General features: G+C 57.5%; 19 protein-coding genes. 12 read left to right on the top strand and 7 right to left on the bottom strand.

Annotated features, from left to right (window positions below; genetic code table 11):
- Positions 1 to 84 precede the first annotated feature (84 nt).
- From AC1Q6D_RS13935 to AC1Q6D_RS13925, 3 genes are all read left to right on the top strand, one after another.
- Complete coding sequence (locus AC1Q6D_RS13935; RefSeq protein WP_103405142.1) at positions 85 to 2,823, top strand: winged helix-turn-helix domain-containing protein; 2,739 nt, start codon at positions 85 to 87, stop codon at positions 2,821 to 2,823.
- Positions 2,824 to 2,911: 88 nt separating this feature from the next.
- Positions 2,912 to 3,553 carry an MBL fold metallo-hydrolase gene (locus AC1Q6D_RS13930; RefSeq protein ID WP_103405143.1) on the top strand — a complete coding sequence of 214 codons (642 nt, stop codon included), beginning with the start codon at positions 2,912 to 2,914 and terminating at the stop codon, positions 3,551 to 3,553.
- A 102-nt stretch (positions 3,554 to 3,655) separates the two neighbouring features.
- Positions 3,656 to 4,384: a YiaD family glycine zipper/OmpA-like lipoprotein gene (locus AC1Q6D_RS13925; RefSeq protein WP_047533045.1), complete on the top strand. Its 729-nt coding sequence runs from the start codon at positions 3,656 to 3,658 to the stop codon at positions 4,382 to 4,384.
- A 172-nt stretch (positions 4,385 to 4,556) separates the two neighbouring features.
- Here the strand turns inward: AC1Q6D_RS13925 and AC1Q6D_RS13920 are convergent, their stop codons facing one another.
- Positions 4,557 to 4,991 carry a Z-ring associated ZapG family protein gene (locus AC1Q6D_RS13920; RefSeq protein WP_047533043.1) on the bottom strand — a complete coding sequence of 145 codons (435 nt, stop codon included), beginning with the start codon at positions 4,989 to 4,991 and terminating at the stop codon, positions 4,557 to 4,559.
- 144 nt (positions 4,992 to 5,135) lie between these two features.
- Here AC1Q6D_RS13920 and AC1Q6D_RS13915 point away from each other — a divergent pair, with 144 nt between their 5' ends.
- The 3 genes from AC1Q6D_RS13915 to zapE all read left to right on the top strand — a co-directional run bounded on the left by AC1Q6D_RS13915 (position 5,136) and on the right by zapE (position 8,330).
- Positions 5,136 to 5,765, top strand: coding sequence for an alpha/beta hydrolase (locus tag AC1Q6D_RS13915; RefSeq protein ID WP_103405144.1), 630 nt, complete (start codon positions 5,136 to 5,138; stop codon positions 5,763 to 5,765).
- Positions 5,766 to 5,789: 24 nt separating this feature from the next.
- On the top strand, positions 5,790 to 7,145 hold the full coding sequence (locus AC1Q6D_RS13910) for a tryptophan--tRNA ligase (protein WP_103405145.1): 1,356 nt from the start codon (positions 5,790 to 5,792) through the stop codon (positions 7,143 to 7,145).
- A 90-nt stretch (positions 7,146 to 7,235) separates the two neighbouring features.
- On the top strand, positions 7,236 to 8,330 hold the full coding sequence (gene zapE, locus AC1Q6D_RS13905; RefSeq protein WP_103405146.1) for a cell division protein ZapE: 1,095 nt from the start codon (positions 7,236 to 7,238) through the stop codon (positions 8,328 to 8,330).
- 81 nt (positions 8,331 to 8,411) lie between these two features.
- Here zapE and AC1Q6D_RS13900 read toward each other — a convergent pair whose 3' ends face one another.
- From AC1Q6D_RS13900 to AC1Q6D_RS13880, 5 genes are all read right to left on the bottom strand, one after another.
- On the bottom strand, positions 8,412 to 9,395 hold the full coding sequence (locus AC1Q6D_RS13900; protein ID WP_103405147.1) for an asparaginase: 984 nt from the start codon (positions 9,393 to 9,395) through the stop codon (positions 8,412 to 8,414).
- Positions 9,396 to 9,471: 76 nt separating this feature from the next.
- Positions 9,472 to 10,671, bottom strand: a complete 1,200-nt coding sequence (locus AC1Q6D_RS13895) for a hypothetical protein (protein WP_492618472.1) — start codon at positions 10,669 to 10,671, stop codon at positions 9,472 to 9,474.
- A gap of 17 nt (positions 10,672 to 10,688) precedes the next feature.
- Positions 10,689 to 11,576: a nitrilase family protein gene (locus AC1Q6D_RS13890; protein ID WP_103406184.1), complete on the bottom strand. Its 888-nt coding sequence runs from the start codon at positions 11,574 to 11,576 to the stop codon at positions 10,689 to 10,691.
- A 204-nt stretch (positions 11,577 to 11,780) separates the two neighbouring features.
- Positions 11,781 to 13,727, bottom strand: a complete 1,947-nt coding sequence (locus AC1Q6D_RS13885; protein ID WP_103406183.1) for a flavin monoamine oxidase family protein — start codon at positions 13,725 to 13,727, stop codon at positions 11,781 to 11,783.
- Between the two features lie 172 nt (positions 13,728 to 13,899).
- A complete protein-coding gene (locus tag AC1Q6D_RS13880) occupies positions 13,900 to 14,820 on the bottom strand; it encodes a GlxA family transcriptional regulator (RefSeq protein WP_178083162.1) in 921 nt (306 codons plus the stop codon).
- Positions 14,821 to 15,039: 219 nt separating this feature from the next.
- On the opposite strand from AC1Q6D_RS13880, the gene AC1Q6D_RS13875 reads away from it, so the two are divergent.
- A complete protein-coding gene (locus AC1Q6D_RS13875; protein ID WP_103406181.1) occupies positions 15,040 to 16,176 on the top strand; it encodes an acyl-CoA dehydrogenase family protein in 1,137 nt (378 codons plus the stop codon).
- Positions 16,177 to 16,275: 99 nt separating this feature from the next.
- Here AC1Q6D_RS13875 and AC1Q6D_RS13870 read toward each other — a convergent pair whose 3' ends face one another.
- Entirely contained in the window at positions 16,276 to 17,316 is a 1,041-nt protein-coding gene (locus AC1Q6D_RS13870) for an NADP(H)-dependent aldo-keto reductase (protein ID WP_103406180.1), read from the bottom strand.
- Between the two features lie 245 nt (positions 17,317 to 17,561).
- Between AC1Q6D_RS13870 and rplM the strand changes: the two genes are divergently transcribed.
- The 5 genes from rplM to AC1Q6D_RS13845 all read left to right on the top strand — a co-directional run bounded on the left by rplM (position 17,562) and on the right by AC1Q6D_RS13845 (position 21,250).
- On the top strand, positions 17,562 to 17,990 hold the full coding sequence (rplM, locus tag AC1Q6D_RS13865; protein WP_003228062.1) for a 50S ribosomal protein L13: 429 nt from the start codon (positions 17,562 to 17,564) through the stop codon (positions 17,988 to 17,990).
- 14 nt (positions 17,991 to 18,004) lie between these two features.
- Entirely contained in the window at positions 18,005 to 18,397 is a 393-nt protein-coding gene (gene rpsI, locus AC1Q6D_RS13860; RefSeq protein WP_003228056.1) for a 30S ribosomal protein S9, read from the top strand.
- Positions 18,398 to 18,666: 269 nt separating this feature from the next.
- A complete protein-coding gene (petA, locus tag AC1Q6D_RS13855) occupies positions 18,667 to 19,260 on the top strand; it encodes a ubiquinol-cytochrome c reductase iron-sulfur subunit (protein ID WP_047533009.1) in 594 nt (197 codons plus the stop codon).
- Complete coding sequence (locus AC1Q6D_RS13850) at positions 19,260 to 20,471, top strand: cytochrome b (protein WP_047533006.1); 1,212 nt, start codon at positions 19,260 to 19,262, stop codon at positions 20,469 to 20,471. The genes petA and AC1Q6D_RS13850 overlap by 1 nt, the downstream gene beginning before the upstream one ends.
- On the top strand, positions 20,471 to 21,250 hold the full coding sequence (locus AC1Q6D_RS13845) for a cytochrome c1 (protein ID WP_103406179.1): 780 nt from the start codon (positions 20,471 to 20,473) through the stop codon (positions 21,248 to 21,250). The genes AC1Q6D_RS13850 and AC1Q6D_RS13845 overlap by 1 nt, the downstream gene beginning before the upstream one ends.
- The last annotated feature ends 82 nt before the right edge of the window (positions 21,251 to 21,332 follow it).

Below are 21,332 nucleotides of genomic sequence, written 5' to 3'. Positions count from 1 at the left end.
CAACAACCTTCATAACCACTTCGTTTACCGCTAGTCTGCGGACATCTGCAACGCCGCCATCCGCAATTCAAACAAGAGCCGGCCATGACTGATCTGTCCCCACCACCAGGTCCTGCAAGCGTTGCCGTCGCCACGCTGGCCGGGCGTTTTTTCCGGCCACCCTTGCCCGACGGCCATGTGCTGCGGCCTCGTCTTTGCGAGCGTCTGAGTGCCGGGCTCAATGGTCGGCTGTTACTGGTCAGTGCACCGGCAGGGTTCGGAAAAAGTTCGTTGGCGGTGGAGTTCTGTCAGTCGCTGCCGGCCCATTGGCAAAGCCTTTGGCTGGGATTGAGCCCGCGAGACAGTGATCCGGGTCGATTCCTCGAACGCTTGCTCGAAGGCCTTCAGGACTATTTTCCACAACTGGGCAGGCAGTCCCTGGGGCTGTTGAAGATGCGCCAGCGGCATCAGCCGTTTGCTTTCGAGGAATGGCTGGACGGCTTGCTCGACGAGCTGGCGGTGCACCTTTCGACAGCGACGCCGCTGTTACTCGTGCTCGATGACTATCATCTGGCCCAGGGGCCGGTGCTTGATCGCTGCCTGCAGTTTTTCCTCAACCATTTGCCCGACGGCTTGCTGGTCATGGTCACCAGTCGCCAGCGCCCTGACTGGCATCTGGCGCGGCTGCGCTTGTCGCGGCAACTGCTTGAGCTGAATGAACAGGACTTGCGCCTGACCCACGACGAAGCCTTGACCTTGCTCGACCGGCACAGCAGTTCATTGCGCGGTGAGGCCCTGGAGAGCCTGATCCAGCGCAGCGAAGGTTGGGTAGCCGGGTTGCGCTTCTGGTTGCTGGCGGCCTCGGAGGCCGGCAGCCAAGGAGCATTGCCTCAGGCGCTGCACGGCGGAGAGGGACTGATCCGCGATTACCTGCTTGAAGAAGTGATCGATTGCCTGCCCGCCGAGGTTCAGTCGTTCCTTTACGACACGGCGCCCCAGGAGCGTTTTTGCAGTGAGCTCTGCGACGCCATTCGCGACGCGCATGACAGCGCCGAGATCCTGCGTTTTCTGGCGGCACACCAGGTTTTTCTGGTGCCACTGGACGAACACGGCCACTGGTTTCGTTATCACCATCTGTTCTCCGATCTGCTGCGCACGCGGCCTACCGCACAGCCAGTGGTGCCGGCCGCGAGCCTGCACCTGCGTGCCTGTCGCTGGTTCAATGCCCAGGGTCTGCTCGACGAAGCGGTGGAGCAGGCCTTGCGCGCCGGACACCTGGATGTGGCGGCGAACCTGGTACAAAACCTTTCCGAAGAGCAATTGCTGGCCGAGCAAAACGTCGGCATGTTGCTGCGCTGGAAAATGGACTTGCCCGACAGCTTGCTGATCAGCACGCCGCGTCTGATCGTCCTCTACAGCTGGGCGTTGGGGCTGGCCTGTCAACTGGATGCGGCCGAGGAGCTGTCGAGCCATTTGAGCCGCTTCCTGCCGGCCCCGTCGGCCACGGCGCAGAAATCCATGCTGGCGCAGTGGCTGGCACTGAGCGGGATCATCGCTCGCGGGCGCGGCAACCGCGAGCTCACGCTGCTCTATTGCAGCGAGGCGCTGGAAAGCCTTCCGAGCAAACGCTACGGGCAGCGTTTGATGTGCCTCTCGACCCTGTCCAATCTCGCCATCGCCGATGGCGACTTGTGGCGTGCACGCGAGTTGAACCGGGATTCTCTGGAGTTGGCACAGCGGGTTGGCAATCCGTTGTTCGAAGCGCTGGCTCACTACGACCGCGCCCGAGTGCTGCAGGCGCGCGGGGAAATCCTTCGTTCACTGGATGAAGTCCGTCAAGGGTTGCAACGTCTGCAAGGTTTATCTCCGCAACGGCTTTATGCGGTACGCGCGAGACTGGCCTTGTACGAAGGATTTCTGCTGGCGCAGCGCCTGCAACCACAAGCGGCGAAGGCGCGATTGCAGGTCGGGTTGAGCGAGGCACGTGCCTGTCGCGACATCAGCGTGCTGATCGGCCACTGCGTGATCGCGCGGCTGGAAGGCAGCATTGGCGAGTTTGCCAAGGCCTTTGCCGAGCTGGCCGAAGCCGAACGGCTGATGCACATTTGGGACGTGCCGCCCATCTACTATCTGGCGATGATCACGCTGGTCAAATGCGAACTCTGGCTGGCCCAGGGGCGCACCGATCTGGCCGAAGCATGGCTGACGAGATTGAGTCAGACCTACAACGGCGAACACCCGGCGGCGCCTCCTGAATTCCACCCGCAACTGCCACTGCACATCGAGCTGCAGCAAGCTTTGCTGGAGGTTATTCAGGGCCAACCGATGCTGGCCGAGGGGCGTTTGAATGCTTTGCTCGAACGTGGTCAGCAAACCGGTCGGCAATTGCTCAGTACGATGGCACTGACGCAAATCACCTCGTTGTTGCTGAGCACTGGGCACGAACCCGAGGCTCGAAAGGCCTTGGGACAGGCCTTAGAGGCGGCTGCCGGTGGCGTGCTGCAACCGTTCGACAGGTTGTTGGCCGAGCACCCGGACTGGCTGCGTGGACAGCTTCAACTCTGTGCGCCGACGACCGTTTGCCAGGACCTGGCCGAGAAACTTCCGACGCCCGTGGTCCGCCCGGCGCTGGAATCCACCGCAGCGACAGAACAGCTCAGTACGCGGGAACTGTCTGTGCTGCGCCTGATCGCCCAAGGCTGTTCGAACCAGGAAATCAGTGATCAGCTGTTTATTTCCCTGCACACGGTCAAAACCCACGCCAGCCACATCAACAGCAAGCTCGGGGTGGAGCGGCGTACGCAGGCGGTTGCACGGGCGAAGGAGTTGGGGGTGCTGGGTTAAGGGTGAAACTAAAGTTACACAGGGCGGTAAATTGCCGGGCGCCGATTTGTGCGAACATTACCCATCCCTGTTGATTGAGCCCTCTGCGATGTCCCCGCCAACCACCCTCATTCGAGAAACCTTCCCCGTCGGCCCTTTGCAGTGCAACTGCACGATCATCGGCGATCGGGTAACGAAAAAGGCCATTGTCGTCGACCCGGGAGGCAACCATGAGTTGATCCTGGCTCGGCTCGATGCATTGGGCCTCAAAGTGGTCAGCATCATTCACACTCACGCGCATCTCGATCACTTCCTGGCCTCCGGTCAGTTGAAGGAGAAAACCGGCGCCACCTTGCACCTGCACAAAGAAGATCAATTCCTCTGGGACAATCTGGAGATGCAGTGCCAGATGTTCGGCGTGCCCTACACGCCAGTGCCATCACCGGACCGTTGGCTGGCCGATGATGAAGAGCTGGCTTGCGGTTGCGGTGTGGCGCTGCACACGCCCGGGCATACGCCGGGGTCCATGAGCTTCTGGTTTTCCGACGCGAAGCTGTTGATTGCCGGCGATACCCTGTTTCGCCGCGGAGTGGGGCGCACGGATTTGTGGGGCGGCGATCAGGCGACTATCGTGCGCTCGATCAAGCAGCGTCTGTACACCCTCGACGAGGAAGCCATCGTGGTGGCCGGCCATGGTCCCGACACCCGACTCGGCGATGAAATGCGCGAGAATCCTTTTGTTCGGGTTTGAATTGTAACGGGCGGAATTTTTGCTCGGCGAGACGATCCAACGCCCGCAATGGTTCGATGCTTAAGTTCGTTGCACCACAGAATGTAAAAGTAGGAGCTCTACATGTTCACCACGCGTCGTTTGATTATTGTTGCTACTGCCGTGGCGCTGTTGTCCGGTTGTGCCTCGCCCAACCCGTACGACGGCCAGGGTCAGGCGGATAGCGGCTCCACGGGTATGAGCAAAACCGCCAAATACGGTGGTCTCGGCGCTCTGGCAGGTGCTGTGGCGGGTGCGGCCATCAACCACGATAACCGTGGCAAAGGGGCATTGATCGGCGCGGCGCTGGGCGGTGCCTCCGCTGCCGGTTATGGCTATTACGCCGACCAGCAGGAGAAAAAACTGCGGGCCAGCATGGCCAATACCGGTGTTGAAGTGCAGCGCCAGGGCGATCAGATCAAACTGATCATGCCGGGTAACATCACGTTCGCCACCGATTCGGCGAACATTGCTCCGAGCTTCTACCAGCCACTGAACAACCTGGCCGGCTCGCTGAAAGAGTTCAACCAGAACCAGATCGAGATCGTCGGTTATACCGATAGCACCGGCAGCCGTCAGCACAACATGGACCTGTCCCAGCGTCGTGCGCAGAGCGTGGCGACCTACCTGACGTCGCAAGGCGTCAGCGGTGCCAACCTGAGCGCCCGTGGCGCCGGCCCGGATAACCCGATTGCCAGCAACGGCGACGTCAATGGCCGTGCGCAGAACCGCCGTGTCGAGGTTAACCTCAAGGCGATTCCGGGTCAGCAGTATGGCGGCCAGCAACAAGGCACCGTCCAGCAATACCCTTGATCGTCTGACTGAATCCCAGGCGTGAAAGAGCCGCCCGATCCTGAAAAGATCGGGCGGTTTTTTGTCGTTGATTGCGGCCCCATCGCGAGCAGGCCGGGCAAAGAAGCGTTCAAAAACAAAAAAGCCCTCGGACGATCACTCGTCCGGGGGCTTTTTCATACCTGAAACCTGATTACTTCTTCAGGCCGTAATGCTCGTCGAGCATGCCCGGTGCGTTCGGGGCTTTAGGCGCGTAGTCACGCGGTGGTTCCTGATTGCGCGGCGGCGTCAGGCGTTCCCGTGGAGCCTGCGCCGCGTCGGCGTGCAGGGAGGCCAGCAGGCGTTGGCGGGTCTGCTCGTCCAAGGCCAGGCGGTTGGCGCCTTCGGCGAGATGATCCTGCACTTCCTGGTAGCTCTGAGTCAGTTTTTTGACCAGTGTTGCAGTGCTGTTGAAGTGGGTCACCACCTCATTCTGATAACTGTCGAAACGTTCCTGAATATCGTCCAGCTGACGTTGCGTGCTGCTAGGCGCGGCATTCGGCGCAAGGCGAGCGATCAGGAATCCAATGGCGACACCCACAACCAGGGCAAGAGTCGGCAACAACCAAACTAAGAGCGAGTGTTCCACGAGTCCTTCCTCTATAAACGGCTTTGCTTTACGTTAACGGCTCGAACCTGCGCTGTATACCGCGATTCACTCGCAATAGACAGCGACAGACAATTTGCTAGACGAGTCGACCCGATTCGAGGTCACGGAGTTCCTTCCTTGCTTATGCGTGAAACCCCTGTAGTGATTGATGGCCCGGTCGGTCAACTGGAAGCACTTTACCTGGATAACGAACAGCCGCGCGGCCTGGCGCTGATCTGCCATCCTAACCCGGTGCAGGGCGGCACCATGCTCAACAAAGTGGTCTCGACCCTGCAGCGCACCGCACGCGATGCCGGTTTGATTACCCTGCGTTTCAACTACCGTGGCGTCGGTGCCAGCGAAGGCACCCACGACATGGGCACGGGCGAAGTCGATGATGCCCAGGCCGTGGCCAAGTGGTTTCGGGCCCGGCACCCGGATTTGCCACTGAACCTCTTCGGTTTTTCCTTCGGCGGTTTTGTCGCCGCCAGTCTCGGCGGGCGCCTGGAAGCGCAGGGCGAGCGTCTCAAGCATCTGTTCATGGTCGCGCCGGCGGTCATGCGCCTGGGGGATCAGGATCAGCTGCCGCAGAACGGCGAACTGACCCTGATTCAGCCGGAAACCGACGAAGTCATCGATCCGCACCTCGTTTACCAATGGTCCGACAAGCTCGAACGTCCCCATGAGCTGCTGAAAGTGGCAGAATGCGGACACTTTTTTCATGGCAAGCTGACCGATCTCAAGGATCTGATCCTGCCGCGTCTTTCGAAATGATTGCAGTCTGACAAGCGATTACCCATGACGACTCGTACCCGTATCCTCACCGGCATCACCACCACCGGCACGCCGCACCTGGGCAACTACGCCGGCGCCATTCGCCCGGCGATCCTCGCCAGCCGTGACAGCAATGCCGATTCGTTCTACTTCCTGGCGGACTACCACGCCCTGATCAAATGCGATGACCCGCTGCGCATCCAGCGCTCGCGTCTGGAAATCGCCGCGACCTGGCTGGCCGGTGGCCTGGATGTGGACCGCGTGACTTTCTACCGCCAGTCCGACATCCCGGAAATCCCTGAACTGACCTGGCTGCTGACCTGCGTTGCCGCCAAGGGCCTGCTCAACCGTGCCCACGCCTACAAGGCATCGGTGGACAAGAACGTCGAGACCGGCGAAGACCCGGACGCCGGTATCACCATGGGCCTGTACAGCTACCCGGTGCTGATGGCGGCGGACATTCTGATGTTCAACGCACACAAGGTGCCAGTCGGTCGCGACCAGATCCAGCACGTGGAAATGGCCCGGGATATCGGTCAGCGCTTCAACCACCTGTTCGGCCAGGGCAAAGAGTTCTTCACCATGCCCGAGGCATTGATTGAGGAAAGCGTTGCCACGCTGCCAGGCCTCGACGGTCGCAAGATGTCGAAAAGCTACGACAACACCATTCCGTTGTTCAGCAGCGCCAAAGAGATGAAGGACGCGATTTCGCGGATCGTCACTGACTCCCGCGCGCCGGGCGAAGCAAAGGATCCGGACAATTCGCACTTGTTCACACTGTTCCAGGCGTTCGCCACACCGGCGCAATCCGACGAGTTCCGCAGCGAACTGCTGCAGGGCCTGGGTTGGGGTGAGGCGAAGAATCGCCTGTTCCAGTTGCTGGACAATGAATTGGGCGAGTCGCGCGAACGCTATCACCAGTTGATCGAGCGCCCGGCGGACCTGGAAGACATCCTGCAGCACGGCGCGAAAAAGGCCCGCTCAGTGGCGACACCGTTCCTCAATGAACTGCGTGAGGCGGTGGGTCTGCGTTCGTTCGTTGCCCAAACCCAGGTTGCAGCGACCGCCAAGAAAAAAGCGGCAAAAGCTGCACGTTTTGTCAGCTTCCGTGAAGACGACGGCAGTTTCCGCTTCCGTCTGCTGGCGGCCGATGGCGAGCAACTGCTGCTGTCGCGCCACTTCGCTGACGGTAAAACCGCCGGCCAGGTGACCAAGCAACTGCAATCGGGCCAGCCACTGGACGTGCGCAATGAAGACTTGAGCTTCAGCGTCTGGCTGGAAGGCGAGTGTGTCGCCCAGAGCCCTGCCTTCGCTGACAGCGCTTCACGCGATGCTGCAATCGAAGCATTGCGGCTCGCTCTGACGCCGGTTCAGGAATAATCAACGGCACGGCCCGACCAAGGGCTGATTGCCATTCCCACGGGCCATCGCTACAGTGACGGCCCGTTTTTGTTGCCTTGCTAACGAATTATGACGCCCCTAGAACGATATCAAGCTGATCTGAAACGCCCGGAATTCTTCCATGACGCTGCGCAGGAAACGGCTGTGCGTCATTTGCAGCGCCTGTACGACGATCTGGTCGCAGCCGAGCAGAACAAACCGGGCCTGCTGGGCAAACTGTTTGGCAAGAAGGATCAGACCCCGGTCAAAGGCCTGTACTTCTGGGGTGGCGTGGGTCGCGGCAAGACTTACCTGGTCGACACCTTCTTCGAGGCGCTGCCGTTCAAGGAAAAGTCCCGCACTCACTTCCACCGCTTCATGAAGCGCGTGCACGAAGAGATGAAGACCCTGGGCGGCGAGAAAAACCCGCTGACCATCATCGCCAAGCGTTTCGCCGCCGAAGCCCGGGTGATCTGCTTCGATGAATTCTTCGTTTCCGACATCACCGATGCCATGATTCTCGGCACCCTGATGGAAGAGCTGTTCAAGAATGGCGTGACCCTGGTCGCGACCTCGAACATCGTGCCGGACGGCCTGTACAAGGACGGCTTGCAGCGCGCGCGCTTCCTGCCGGCCATTGCGCTGATCAAGCAGAACACAGAGATCGTCAACGTCGACAGCGGTGTCGATTACCGTCTGCGTCACCTCGAACAAGCGGAGCTGTTCCACTTTCCGCTCGACGAAGCGTCCCACGAAAGCCTGCGCAAAAGCTTCCGTGCGCTGACGCCAGAGTGCACGGCAGCGATCGAGAACGACGTGTTGATGATCGAAAACCGCGAAATCCTTGCCCTGCGCACCTGCGATGACGTGGCCTGGTTCGACTTCCGGGAGCTGTGCGACGGCCCGCGCAGCCAGAACGACTACATCGAACTGGGCAAGATCTTCCACGCTGTGTTGCTCAGCGGTGTCGAGCAGATGAGCGTCACCACCGACGACATCGCCCGACGCTTCATCAACATGGTCGACGAGTTCTACGACCGTAACGTGAAACTGATCATTTCCGCCGAAGTCGAGCTCAAGGATCTCTACACCGGCGGTCGCCTGAACTTTGAGTTTCAGCGCACCCTCAGCCGTCTGCTGGAAATGCAGTCCCACGAATTCCTGTCGCGTCCGCACAAGCCGTAGGGTATTTCGGAATACAAAAAGGGCCTGCACATGCAGGCCCTTTTTTATCGGCTGGAGATTCCCCACGGAAGTAAGCAGGGTTTATGCAGTGTTGTTGAGGTAGCGCGCCAGCTCATTTTCCCGCTGGGAGCCGAGGAGCAACCAGAGCAGGATCCTGGCTTTGCGCGGGCAGAGAAAACCGGCCATCAATGCACCCTTGCGACTCAAGTCCACCTCACCGCCAATAAAGCCGTACGACGATTGCGCGGTGGAGCCGGAGCCGGTACGGGTGGCGACTATTACAGGGATTCTTTGAGCGATGCGCTCAATGGCGCAGGCCCAATGCTCCGAGACATGTCCGGCTCCAAAACCAGCGATCACGAGCCCGTCGTAGCCCAGTTCAAGAATGTTTTCCAATAGCAGGGTATCGGCAGAAAGCGACGCTTCCAGCATCGCGACGTTTTGTGTGGTGTGTTGTGGCAGCGGCAAAAGCATGCGCGGCGTTGGCTGCCGTAGATAGCGAACGACGCCTTCGACGAGCAAGCCTGCGGGTCCAAAGACCGGGGAGGAAAACGCATGCAGTGCCAGTGAATCGGTTTTTCGTACGTAGCGCGCTTCATGAATCTCTCCGTTCATGACGACCTGAACGCCGCGTTGTCGACTGTTGTCAGCCAATGCGACTCGGCAAGCGTCGAGCAGGTTTGCCGGTCCTTCGGCTCCCGCCTGCTTTGCCGAACGCATGGCACCTGTCAGGACCAATGGTTCCTGGTGGTCCCACAAGTACTCGAAAAATAGGGCGGTTTCTTCGAGGGTGTCGGTGCCTTGGGTAATGACAACACCACTGACGCCTTGTGCAATCTGATCTTTCGCCCAGGAAAGGACGCCCAGCAAAAACTCGAAACTTAAGGATGCGCTTGGTAACAATCCAAGCGTTTCAACTGACACCCTGGCCAATGTCGTCAACTCTGGTACAGAGGCGAGCAGGGTTGCGCCGCTGACTGTCGGGATAACGCCCTCGCCGGCATTTCTGGCTTGCATGCTCACCGTGCCGCCGAGCGCCGCGATGGCAAGTTCAGGCAGATCCATGTGATACCTCGCGTGTTCGGGAAGAGAAGTGGCTGTACCCGGTTCGAGACGGATACAGCCGAAAGGTGGGTAGCATTTACTCCGCGATAAGAACGCCGATCAGCGGCACGATCAGCGCCGTGCTGATGGCCATGGATAGGACATTGCCGATGTAAGCGTGCATGTCGGCCGGCAGTCGCTTGGTGATCGCACTGGCCAGAGGCGGTGCGATTAATGCCCCCAGCAATGCACTTGAACCGATCACCAGCCAACTGCCACCATGGGTCAGGATCGCGGCTGGCACCACTGACACCAGGGGAACATAAGTGGGATACCAGCCGTGTAGCTTCCATTGTCGACGCCAGATCAGCACGCCGATGGCCGAGGTCAGCGCCTGTGCAGCGATAATGTGCAGCAACAGGCCTGAACCGTACGCCGGGCTCATCGGGTTCATGGTGTAAGCTAGCAGTACCCCCAGTAACAAGCCGAGGCTAGCCAGTTCGTTACCGAAAAATGGCGCTTCGGAAAAATCTGCCAGGACCCGGCGTATGCTCCAGATGACCCCGTAGTCCGGGGAATTGGTGGCGGGTGCAGGGGGCGAGGAGGGCGGTGTCTTGGGGTGTTCGGACTTCATCAGGCTCGGCCGGTAGCGGCAGAGCAGAAATGCCATGACACTGGCGACTGCCATCCCCAGAACATTTCCGATCACTGCCGGCAACCCCAGCGGGTTACACACGTAATTGACGATCAGCAGGCACATTGGTGTGACGAATACGGCACCCATGATTGCGCCGTTGATCGTGACCTTCCAGCCGCCGCCAAACATCAGCACCATAGCCGCTGGTAGCGAAACGAACGCGACAAATGTCGGTTGCCAGCTGGTGGTGGTCACTGTCCACCCCCACAGAGCGTTGCTCAGCAGTAACCCGAGTAGCGAACTGGTGATCAGCCACGGCCATAGCCCTGTGCCATAAGAAATGCTGAAGCCTTGCCACGATCTCCTCGTTCGATTCGCCCAGTAGGCGAGATAGGCGCCCGCCAACAGTCCTATTGAGGCGAATTCGTGTTTATAGAATGCCACCTCGCTGATGTCGCCCATCAGCCAGCGCAGCCAGGCACTCGGCTGGGGAAGGCTCGATACCATATCGCTGTAACTCGGCCAGTGGGCGGACCAGAACGAACGATAGGTGAGTGAAAGCCAGATAATCAGCAGTGTCGTGCCGATCATCAGCAGGAGGACGGCTACATCAAATGGTGATCTGGGGCCAGACCGGTTTTTATCGGTTGTGGTTACCATGTGTCAGGTCCCCCTCATCAGCGCGGGAGGCATGGGTGTTGGGTGTAACCGAGCATTTGATCGTAGAGATCGGCTCGACGATCACGATGCAAGTCGTTCAGGTTGTTCCAAATAGGGGCGCTGCGAGAGGCTGTCAGGTCAATATCGGCAAACAGGATTTCCTGCTGGTCTGCCGATGCTACCGCGCCAATCGGCCAACCATTGGTCCCGGCAATCAGTGAGCAGCCCAAGTAGCGGGCACCTCGTTCTTCACCGATTCGGCTGGCAGCTGCAATAAACACATTGTTGACGTGGGCTGCTGTCATCGTGAGGTACGACGCCATGCACTTGCCGGCATCATCGAACAGCGGCGGAGGTGTCCAGACCCAGTTGTTGAGACTGCAGATGATGTCGGCGCCCTGTTGGCTCAGAATGCGCGGCACCTCGGGGAACCAGATATCCCAACAGATCAACATTCCGATACGGCCAATGGGTGTATCAAAAACCGGAAAACCGAGATCGCCCGGTGTGAACCAGAGTTTCTCCAGATTCCATAAATGGGCTTTTCGATACTTGCCGATAAAGCCGCCAGGGCCGACCAGCATTGCGGTGTTAAAGAGCTGCATGCCGTCGCGCTCGGCCAAGCCGGCTACGAGGTACACATTGTGCTCGGAGGCGAAGTCGATCCAGAGTTGTGCGCTTGGCCCGCCGGGAATCAGCTGCGCATGTTCAAAGGCATCCTGCCTATTGCTGAAGAAATAGCCGGTGCTGGATAGCTCAGGCAGAACGATGAGGTTCGCACCGCCGGTTACCGCCTCCAACGCCAATTCCTGGCTGCGACGCAGATTTGCATCACAATTCTCGATACCGACTTGTGGATCGAATTGCACGACTGCTACACGAACGGGGCTTGTTGGCTCGCTCATTTCGGGTGACCTCTTTTTATTTTTATTCACGCTGTTTAATTGCGTGTTTATAAGAGTCCAAAAGCCAGCTGGCGTAAGTCGGATGCTTCCGGTATGGCTGTAGCCTTTATCCGAAGATGTATGAGCGAGGCGTTTGTGTTCGTCGGCCTGGTCAGGGGGAAAAGCAGAGCCATGCCAGACCTGCATGGCTCTGAACGGGGGGGATCAGGTTTTGAGTTTGTAGTGTGGATAGTCACTCATGGAAAAACCGCCATTGAAAATGGCTGCGGTTTTGTCACAGATGTGAATAACCGCATCAACAGCCGTCCGAAAGCAAGGTTCCGTCCAGCCAGCGTCGACTGAAAATGACTCACCAGAAAAATACAGGCCTGAAGTTCGCGCAAAGTCCCTGTTGTACTTCATCAGGCTCACGGCATCGTAATAGGTCCCGGGCCGGTAGAGCTTTGCACATCCCAAGGCGTTTTTGTCAGTTATCCAGCGCTGAACCACTGCCTGCTCAATGCCGATGTAAGGGGAAATTTTCTCCTGAATATTGGTGGCGTTCATAAGGATGCGATCAAGCTCTTTGGCGCACGTGGCAACCAATTCCTTGTCGGAGAAGTAGGCAAGTTTTGTTGCGTCATCCTCCCATGTATAACTCAGGAGAATGCAGTCATAGCTGTAGTTGTCGTTGTAGCGATAGGTATAGACATCATGGATAAAACTATCGGTAACGATGGTTTGCGGAATTTTGTGGTTTTTCGAAAGAAATGATTTTTTCAACGGTGCATAGACTTTACAGCTGGTTTCCCAGTGTGCCGTTTTGTAGGCGTTGATTATCTCGAATGGCAGCATCTCCTGAGTGAAGTTTTTCAGTTCGATTCGAGTCTCTATTAACCAAGACGGTAGGGTCATGATGACCGAATCAAAGTCTTCGAAGCGCTCCTGGGTTTGCTCGGCCTGACTGTGTTTCCAGTTGAAGTAGACGCGTATCTTCTGATTAGTCAGTTTTTTTAGTTTTGTAACGGACGAATCTGTGAGGAGGCCATTGCTTCTTTCGAGACTGTGTTCATAAACGGATTTTCCGGTTTCGGCGGTTTTCAGGAACATCAGAGATTCGTCCAAAGCGGCGAGTCCGATGTAGCGCGGGGCATCGAAGCTCAATCCCGCCGAGTCAGAAACTGCGCTGCTGTGGAGGTAGGGTGAGGCTAGTGGGTCTCCAGCAGCGTTTACCCGACCGTGGATCAGTTGCAACTGACTGCTAAACCCAAAAATGGCAGTTCGCAGAGGATAAAGGCAGCAGACGTCATAAAAGGCTCCCCAGCTCCCGTCACCGATGCCGATCGCATAGAAAATCGCGGATTCTTCTGCGGACATTCCCATTCCGCCAAAGTCACCGGGCGAACGTTCATCCCAGGTTGTCAGGGCCGGCATACTGACCAGATCGCGAAATGAGACGCTCTCGTACTTTTTAACGATTGCAGCCCACATGCTTTCCCATTTTTGACTGGCGTAAATTTCTGCAACATGTTTTGTCATGCGATCGGCGAAATCCTTCCACTTGGCATAGACCTTCTGCAGATATTCGCCGGGAGGTGGGGTCAAGCCATCGGCATTTTTCCAAATCAACATCTGCGGCGTCCCGCTGTTGCCCACGCTACCTTCTCTGAGATAGATGCCGGTCGAGCGAACCCACTGACTTCCAGGATTGGCAAAGTCTGAAAACGACAACTCAAACGCCTTGGCGTAGTAAGCCATTAGAGACCTGCCATCTGTTGGTGGCTCGTCTGCCCGGTTGAAAAAGGGCATGCGCATTGCCCCTAGTTCAAAGGGAGTATGACTTTCTGTGGAGTTAGGGCTTCCCGGGATGGTTAAGTGCCTGCCCCCTATGCGGCGGGATTGTTCTATGAGGGTGATATTGGTGAAACCGCAGCGATACAGTTCACGGGCGGCGGTTAGTCCGGTTACGCCTGCACCGATGATGCAAATTCGGTGATCGAGGGAAGTAGCCTTCGCTATTCCGTTTGCCTGTTCAACCAGTGATCGATAGTCGAAACACAAGTCTGGTGGATTGGGAAAGCGGGCAGCCCATTTGTTGTCAGTCGAGCGCTTTGTTCGAGTGGTTTGCTTGGCTGCGAATGAAGGGTAGTTGTAGCTTGAACCTATAGTCATTGTGATCTTCCCTGACAGTACTGATGTTTTTTGCAGGGACGACGTTGAAGTTTTGAGCGCGTAGCGTATATCAGCCAAGTCGGGTGCTGAGGTGCTCCGCTTTCCGCTTTTTTTGTAGGCAATGAATGTTCAATGAAAAAAGGGTCTGCAATGCAGACCCTTTTTTATCCAATTACGCCGCCTGCTGAAACTGCTGCCGATACTGGTTCGGCGACAGGTCCGTGTGCTGGCGGAACAGGCGGGCGAAGAAGCTCGCATCGTCGTAGCCGACTTCGTAGCTGATGGTCTTGATGCTCTTGCGGCTCCCGGACAGCAGGCCCTTGGCGGTTTCGATGCGCAGGCGTTGCAGGTAGTGCAGGGGCTTGTCGCCGGTGGCGGTCTGGAAGCGGCGCATGAAGTTGCGGATGCTCATGCCGTGTTCGCGGGCGACATCTTCGAAGCGGAACTTGTCGGCAAAGTGTTCTTCGAGCCAATGCTGGATCTGCAGGATGATCACGTCTTGATGCAGCTTTTGTCCGCCAAAGCCGATGCGACCCGGTGAGTAGCTGCGCTGGACTTCGTAAAGAATGTCCCGTGCCACGGCCTGGGACACATTGGCGCCGCAGAAACGCTCGATCAGATAGATATAGAGATCACACGCCGATGTGGTGCCGCCGGCGCAGTACAGGTTGTCAGCGTCGGTCAGATGTTTGTCCTGGTTGAGCTGGACCTGCGGGAAGCGTTCGGCGAAGGCATTGAAGAAGCGCCAGTAGGTGGTCGCTTCCTTGCCGTTTAGCAGTCCGGCCTCGGCCAGCCAGAACACGCCGGTCGCTTCGCCGCAGAGCACCGCGCCACGGGCATGTTGCTGGCGCAGCCAGGGCAGGACCTGTGGATAACGTTTGCTCAGGGTGTCGAAATCGTCCCAGAAGGCCGGAATGACAATGATGTCGGCATTTTCCAGGCCGCCGTCTACCGGGATCTTCACATCACTGAACGTGTTGACCGACTGGCCGTCGGGGCTGACCAGGCGTGTTTCGAACGCCGGTGTCAGGCCGTGGCCCAGCTGTTTGCCGTAGCGCAGGCTGGCGAGGTGGAAGAAATCCTTGGCTTGCATGAGGGTGGAAGCGAAAACCCGGTCGATAGCCAGGATGCTGACGCGCCGCAGGGGCGTGGAGGCTTGGTTAGACATAATTCAACTTTATTCTTATAGGGGAAAGTGGTCACCAGACGGCTGGATCGTCTTATTTTTTGTCGGATGTGTCCAGTGTCCTGTATCGGACGCGGGGCTTAGTCTCTGAAGGTTCATTCCTGCCAATACCAAGAAAGGTGCCGCATGATTCCCAGAACCTTGTTCAGTTCCGAGCACGAACTTTTTCGTGACAGTGTGCGAACGTTCCTCGAAAAAGAGGCCGTGCCGTTCCACGGACAATGGGAAAAACAGGGCTACATCGACCGTCAACTCTGGAACAAGGCAGGGGAGGCGGGAATGCTGTGCTCGCATCTGCCGGAGGAATACGGCGGGTTGGGCGCAGACTTTCTCTACAGTGCGGTGGTGATCGAAGAGGTGGGGCGCCTGGGTTTGACCGGCATCGGTTTTTCCCTGCATTCGGACATCGTGGCGCCCTACATCCTGCATTACGGCAGTGAAATGTTGAAACACAAATACCTGCCGAAACTGGTTTCCGGGGAGCTGGTCACCGCCATCGCCATGACCGAACCTGGCGCCGGTTCCGACCTCCAGGGCGTCAAGACCACGGCGGTGCTGGACGGCGACGAATACGTGATCAACGGCTCGAAGACCTTTATCACCAACGGTTTTCTCGCCGATCTGGTGATTGTCGTCGCCAAGACCGATCCCAAGGCTGGCGCGAAAGGCACCAGCCTGTTCTTGGTAGAAGCCAATACGCCCGGCTTTGAAAAGGGCAAGCGCCTGGAAAAGGTCGGCATGAAGGCCCAGGACACCTCGGAATTGTTTTTTCAGGACGTGCGGGTGCCCAAGGAAAACCTGCTGGGCCAGGCCGGGATGGGGTTTGCGTACCTGATGCAGGAATTGCCGCAGGAGCGCCTCACCGTGGCCATCGGCGGCCTCGCGTCGGCCGAAGCGGCACTGCAATGGACGCTGGAGTACACCCGCGAGCGCAAGGCGTTCGGCAAGGCGATTGCAGACTTCCAGAACACCCGCTTCAAACTGGCGGAGATGGCGACAGAGATCCAGATCGGTCGAGTTTTTGTGGATCGCTGCCTGGAGTTGCATCTGCAAGGCAGGCTCGACGTGCCAACCGCTGCGATGGCCAAGTACTGGGGCACTGACCTGCAATGCAAGGTCCTCGATGAGTGCGTGCAGTTGCATGGCGGTTACGGCTTCATGTGGGAATACCCGATCGCCCGGGCGTGGGCGGATGCGCGGGTACAGCGGATCTATGCCGGGACCAATGAAATCATGAAGGAGATTATTGCCAGATCGCTTTGATCGGCGTTGGCAGGGTGGACGCCATCGCGGGCAAGCCTTGCTCCCACAGGTTCAATGACTCCTGTATGGGGCTTGCCCGCGATGGGTTCTACGAATCAATCAAGGCGCAGGGTTCGGCTGATCCTTGTGGATCGCTTCGATCCCTTCCAGCACTTCCTCCGACAGCTTCAGATCGAAACTGGCGATGTTGCTGTCCAGTTGCTCAAGTGTGGTCGCGCCAATGATGTTGCTGGTCACGAACGGCTGCTGTGTCACGAACGCCAGGGCCATTTGCGCCGGGTCCAGGCCGTGTTCTCGAGCCAGCGCCACATAACGGCTGCAAGCAGCTTCCGACTGCGGGTTGAAGTACCGGCTGAAGCGGCTGTAGAGACTCAAGCGACCTTTTGGTGGGCGCGCGCCTCCTTCGTATTTGCCGGACAGAAACCCGAACGCCAGCGGTGAATAGGCGAGCAGGCCGCACTGTTCACGAATGGCGATCTCCGCCAGGCCGACCTCGAAGCTGCGATTGAGCAGGTTGTAAGGGTTCTGGATCGACACCGCGCGTGGCCAGCCTCGTGCTTCGGCCAGGGCGAGGAAGCGCATGGTGCCCCAGGGTGTCTCGTTGGACAGGCCGATGTGGCGGATCTTGCCGGCCTTGACCTGCTCGTCCAGTGCTTCGAGGGTGTCTTCCAGGGGCGTCAGGTTGGCTTCGATCTTGTGCTTGTAACCCAGTTGACCGAAGAAATTGGTGCTGCGCTCCGGCCAGTGCAACTGGTACAGGTCGATGTAATCGGTCTGCAGGCGTTTCAGGCTGGCATCCACGGCTTCGGTGATGTGCTGTCGATTGTGCCGCAGGTTCTTGTCGCGGATGTAATCGATGGTGTTGCCCGGGCCGGCGATCTTGCTGGCCAGGATCCAGTCGGTCCGGTCGCCGCGGCTTTTGAAGTAATTACCGATGTAGCGTTCGGTGGTGGCGTAGGTTTCGGCCTTGGGAGGCACCGGATACATTTCGGCGGTGTCGATGAAGTTGATCCCGGCACTCTTGGCCCGTTCAATCTGCGCGAAGGCTTCAGCCTCGCTGTTTTGCTCGCCCCAGGTCATGGTTCCGAGGCAGATGGCACTCACGTTGAGATTGGTCCGGCCTAGCTGGCGATAGTCCATCGGGTGCTCCTTGGGCAAAACAATCATAAAAGCAGGTTGAATTATTTTTCGCAATCTGCATAATTGCGCACCTCTTTCTGCAGTGGAAGTGATGCGCCGCCGCCGAAGAATCTTGCCGTTGAACGGACGCGCCGACCCGAGCCCCCGAAAGCGTCTGTATCCGGCTGCCTTTGACTTGTCAAAGTACGCACTATTCAGTAAGATCCGCCGTCTAATTTACAGGGCGGCCCCTGAGGCTATAAAGAATGAAAACTTTTACTGCTAAACCGGAAACAGTAAAGCGCGACTGGTTTGTCGTCGACGCTGCTGGTCAGACCCTGGGTCGTCTGGCCACCGAAATCGCGAGCCGTCTGCGTGGCAAGCACAAGCCTGAGTACACTCCTCACGTTGACACCGGCGACTACATCGTCGTAATCAACGCTGAGCAGATCCGTGTTACCGGTGCTAAAACCACTGACAAAATGTACTACTCCCACTCCGGTTTCCCGGGCGGCATCAAGTCGATCAACTTTGAAAAGCTGATCGCCAAAGCCCCTGAGCGCGTGATCGAGACCGCGGTCAAAGGCATGCTGCCTAAGAACCCGCTGGGTCGCGACATGTACCGTAAGCTGAAAGTCTATGCGGGCGCTGCACACCCTCATACTGCTCAGCAGCCCCAAGAACTGAAGATTTAACGGAATAGTTCATTATGTCGGCGACTCAAAATTACGGCACTGGCCGTCGCAAGACCGCAACCGCACGCGTTTTCCTGCGTCCGGGTACTGGTAACATCTCCATCAACAACCGTTCGCTGGATAATTTCTTCGGCCGCGAAACTGCCCGCATGGTAGTTCGTCAGCCGCTGGAATTGACTGAGACTGTCGAGAAGTTCGACATCTACGTCACCGTGATCGGTGGTGGTGTAAGTGGTCAAGCTGGCGCAATCCGCCACGGCATCACTCGCGCTCTGATGGATTACGACGAGACTCTGCGCAGCGCTCTGCGTAAAGCCGGCTTCGTAACCCGCGATGCACGTGAAGTTGAACGTAAGAAAGTTGGTCTGCGTAAAGCGCGTAAGCGTCCGCAGTACTCGAAGCGTTAATTCGCTTCCACGTTCAAAAAAAGAACGCCCAGTTTCCTCACGGAGCTGGGCGTTTTTTTATGCGTGCGATTTATCAAAGAATTGCTCTGTGACAACTTGCCACACGCGCAGAGCCCCTATACTACAAGGCTTGGGAGTGGTGCCCTCAGGTAATTACCTTGTCAGAATTGGGGGTTTTCATTACCATTCGGCAAAATTTTTATAAGTACAGAGTTTTACTTAGTAGATGCCTGATTTAACAGGCCACAAAGCTGATGGGAGAGGACTGAATGAGCAATGACGGCGTGAATGCAGGCCGGCGTCGCTTCTTGGTAGCAGCCACATCCGTGGTGGGTGCTGCAGGAGCGGTGGGGGCTGCGGTCCCGTTCGTGGGGTCATGGTTTCCCAGTGCCAAGGCGAAAGCCGCAGGTGCACCGGTGAAAGTGAATGTCAGCAAAATCGAGCCAGGCCAGCAGATGATTGCTGAGTGGCGCGGTCAGCCGGTATTCATCGTCCGCCGTACGCAGGAAATCCTGGGGAATCTGAAGAAGATCGAGGGCCAGTTGTCTGACCCTACCTCCAAGAACTCGACTCAACCGACCTATGTAGATCCGGAAACCCGTTCGATCAAACCTGAGGTTCTGCTGCTGATTGGTATCTGCACGCACCTCGGTTGCTCGCCGACTTTCCGTCCGGAAGTCGCTCCCGCGGATCTTGGCAAAGACTGGGTAGGTGGCTATTTCTGCCCATGCCACGGCTCCCACTACGACCTGGCTGGCCGCGTCTACAAGTCGCAACCCGCGCCTTTGAACCTGCCAGTTCCCCCGCATTCCTATGAGACCGATGACATCATTGTCATTGGCGTCGATACGGAGAAAGCGTGATGAGCAAGTTCATGGATTGGGTTGATGCGCGCTTTCCCGCGACCAAGATGTGGGAAGACCATCTCAGCAAGTACTACGCCCCGAAAAACTTCAACTTCTTCTATTTTTTTGGCTCCCTGGCCCTGCTCGTTCTGGTCAACCAGATCGTTACCGGTGTCTGGCTGACCATGAGCTACACCCCGTCGGCGGAAGAGGCGTTTGCTTCTGTCGAATACATCATGCGCGACGTGGAGTACGGCTCGATCCTGCGTCTGCTGCACTCCACCGGCGCTTCGGCGTTCTTCATCGTGGTTTATCTGCACATGTTCCGTGGCTTGCTCTACGGTTCGTACCAGAAGCCGCGTGAGCTGGTGTGGGTCTTCGGCATGCTGATTTACCTGGCGCTGATGGCTGAAGCCTTCATGGGTTACCTGCTGCCATGGGGCCAGATGTCCTACTGGGGTGCCCAGGTGATCATCTCGCTGTTCGGTGCGATCCCGGTCATCGGTAACGACCTGACCCAGTGGATCCGTGGTGACTACCTGATTTCGGGTATTACGCTGAACCGCTTCTTCGCCTTGCACGTGGTTGCCTTGCCGATCGTTATTCTCGGCCTGGTCGTGCTGCACGTTCTGGCATTGCACGAAGTCGGTTCGAACAACCCGGACGGCGTGGACATCAAGAAGCACAAGGACGAAAACGGTGTACCGCTGGACGGCATTGCCTTCCACCCGTACTACACCGTGAAAGATATCGTCGGCGTGGTGGTGTTCCTGTTCATCTTCTGTTCGATCGTGTTCTTCTTCCCGGAAATGGGCGGCTACTTCCTTGAGAAGCCGAACTTTGAACCGGCGAACGCTTTCAAAACGCCTGCGCATATTGCTCCGGTTTGGTATTTCACTCCGTTCTACGCGATCCTTCGGGCTGTTCCTGACAAGCTCCTGGGTGTAATCGCGATGGGTGCTGCCATTGCTGTGCTGTTCGTCCTGCCTTGGCTGGACCGTAGTCCGGTCAAGTCGATGCGCTACAAGGGCTGGCTGAGCAAGATCTGGCTCTGGGTGTTCTGCATCGCGTTCGTGATCCTGGGCGTTCTGGGCGTTCTGGCTCCAACCCCTGAGCGGACGCTGCTGTCGCAGGTATGTACCTTCCTGTACTTCGCCTACTTCATTCTGATGCCGTTCTACACCAGGCTTGAGAAGACCAAACCGGTTCCGGAAAGGGTGACTGGCTGATGAAAAAGTTATTTGCAGTTTTGATTCTTGCTGCGCTTCCTGTCGTGTCTTTTGCCAACGCTCTTGAGCCTGAGCTCGAAAAGGTTGAGATCGACGTTGCTGACAAAGCCGCCTTGCAAGATGGTGCGCGTACATTCACCAACTATTGCATGGGCTGTCACAGCGCGAAATACCAGCGCTATGAGCGAGTGGCCAATGATCTGGATATCCCTGCGGATCTGATGCAAAGCCATTTGATATTCACTGGCGCCAAGATTGGCGACCACATGAGCATCGGCATGCAGCCAGCTGACGCCAAGACCTGGTTTGGTGCGGCTCCGCCCGACCTGACGCTGGTTGCCCGCGTTCGTGGTACTGACTGGCTCTATGGCTACCTGAAGTCGTTCTACGAAGATCCGGCGCGCCCATGGGGTGTGAATAACAAGGTCTTCCCGAATGTTGGCATGCCAAACGTCCTGGTCGGCCTGCAAGGTCGTCAGGTTGTCGGTTGCAAACAGGTTCAGATCGTCGAAGACGGCAAGAAGCAATTTGATCCGCTCACCGGTACGCCGCTGACACATGAGGCGTGCGATCAGCTGACGATTGTGCCGAAAAGTGGTGCTTTGACCGAAGAGCAGTTCGATGAGAAGGTCAAGAATCTGGTAACCTTCCTGGCTTACTCGGCTAACCCGGTTAAGCTGCAGCATCAGCGCATCGGTACGTATGTATTGCTGTACCTGGCGTTCTTCTTCGTATTCGCCTACTTGCTCAAGCGCGAATACTGGAAAGATGTGCACTGATAAAGCTTTAAGCATTTGCTGTTAATCGCGCGCGCCCAAGGGCGTCTCTGAAGGTGTAACGAGTCTGGTGATCCAGGCGTTA

This window comes from Pseudomonas sp. MT92, from assembly GCF_058792515.1.
This window is presented reverse-complemented; position numbering and strand designations above follow the sequence as displayed.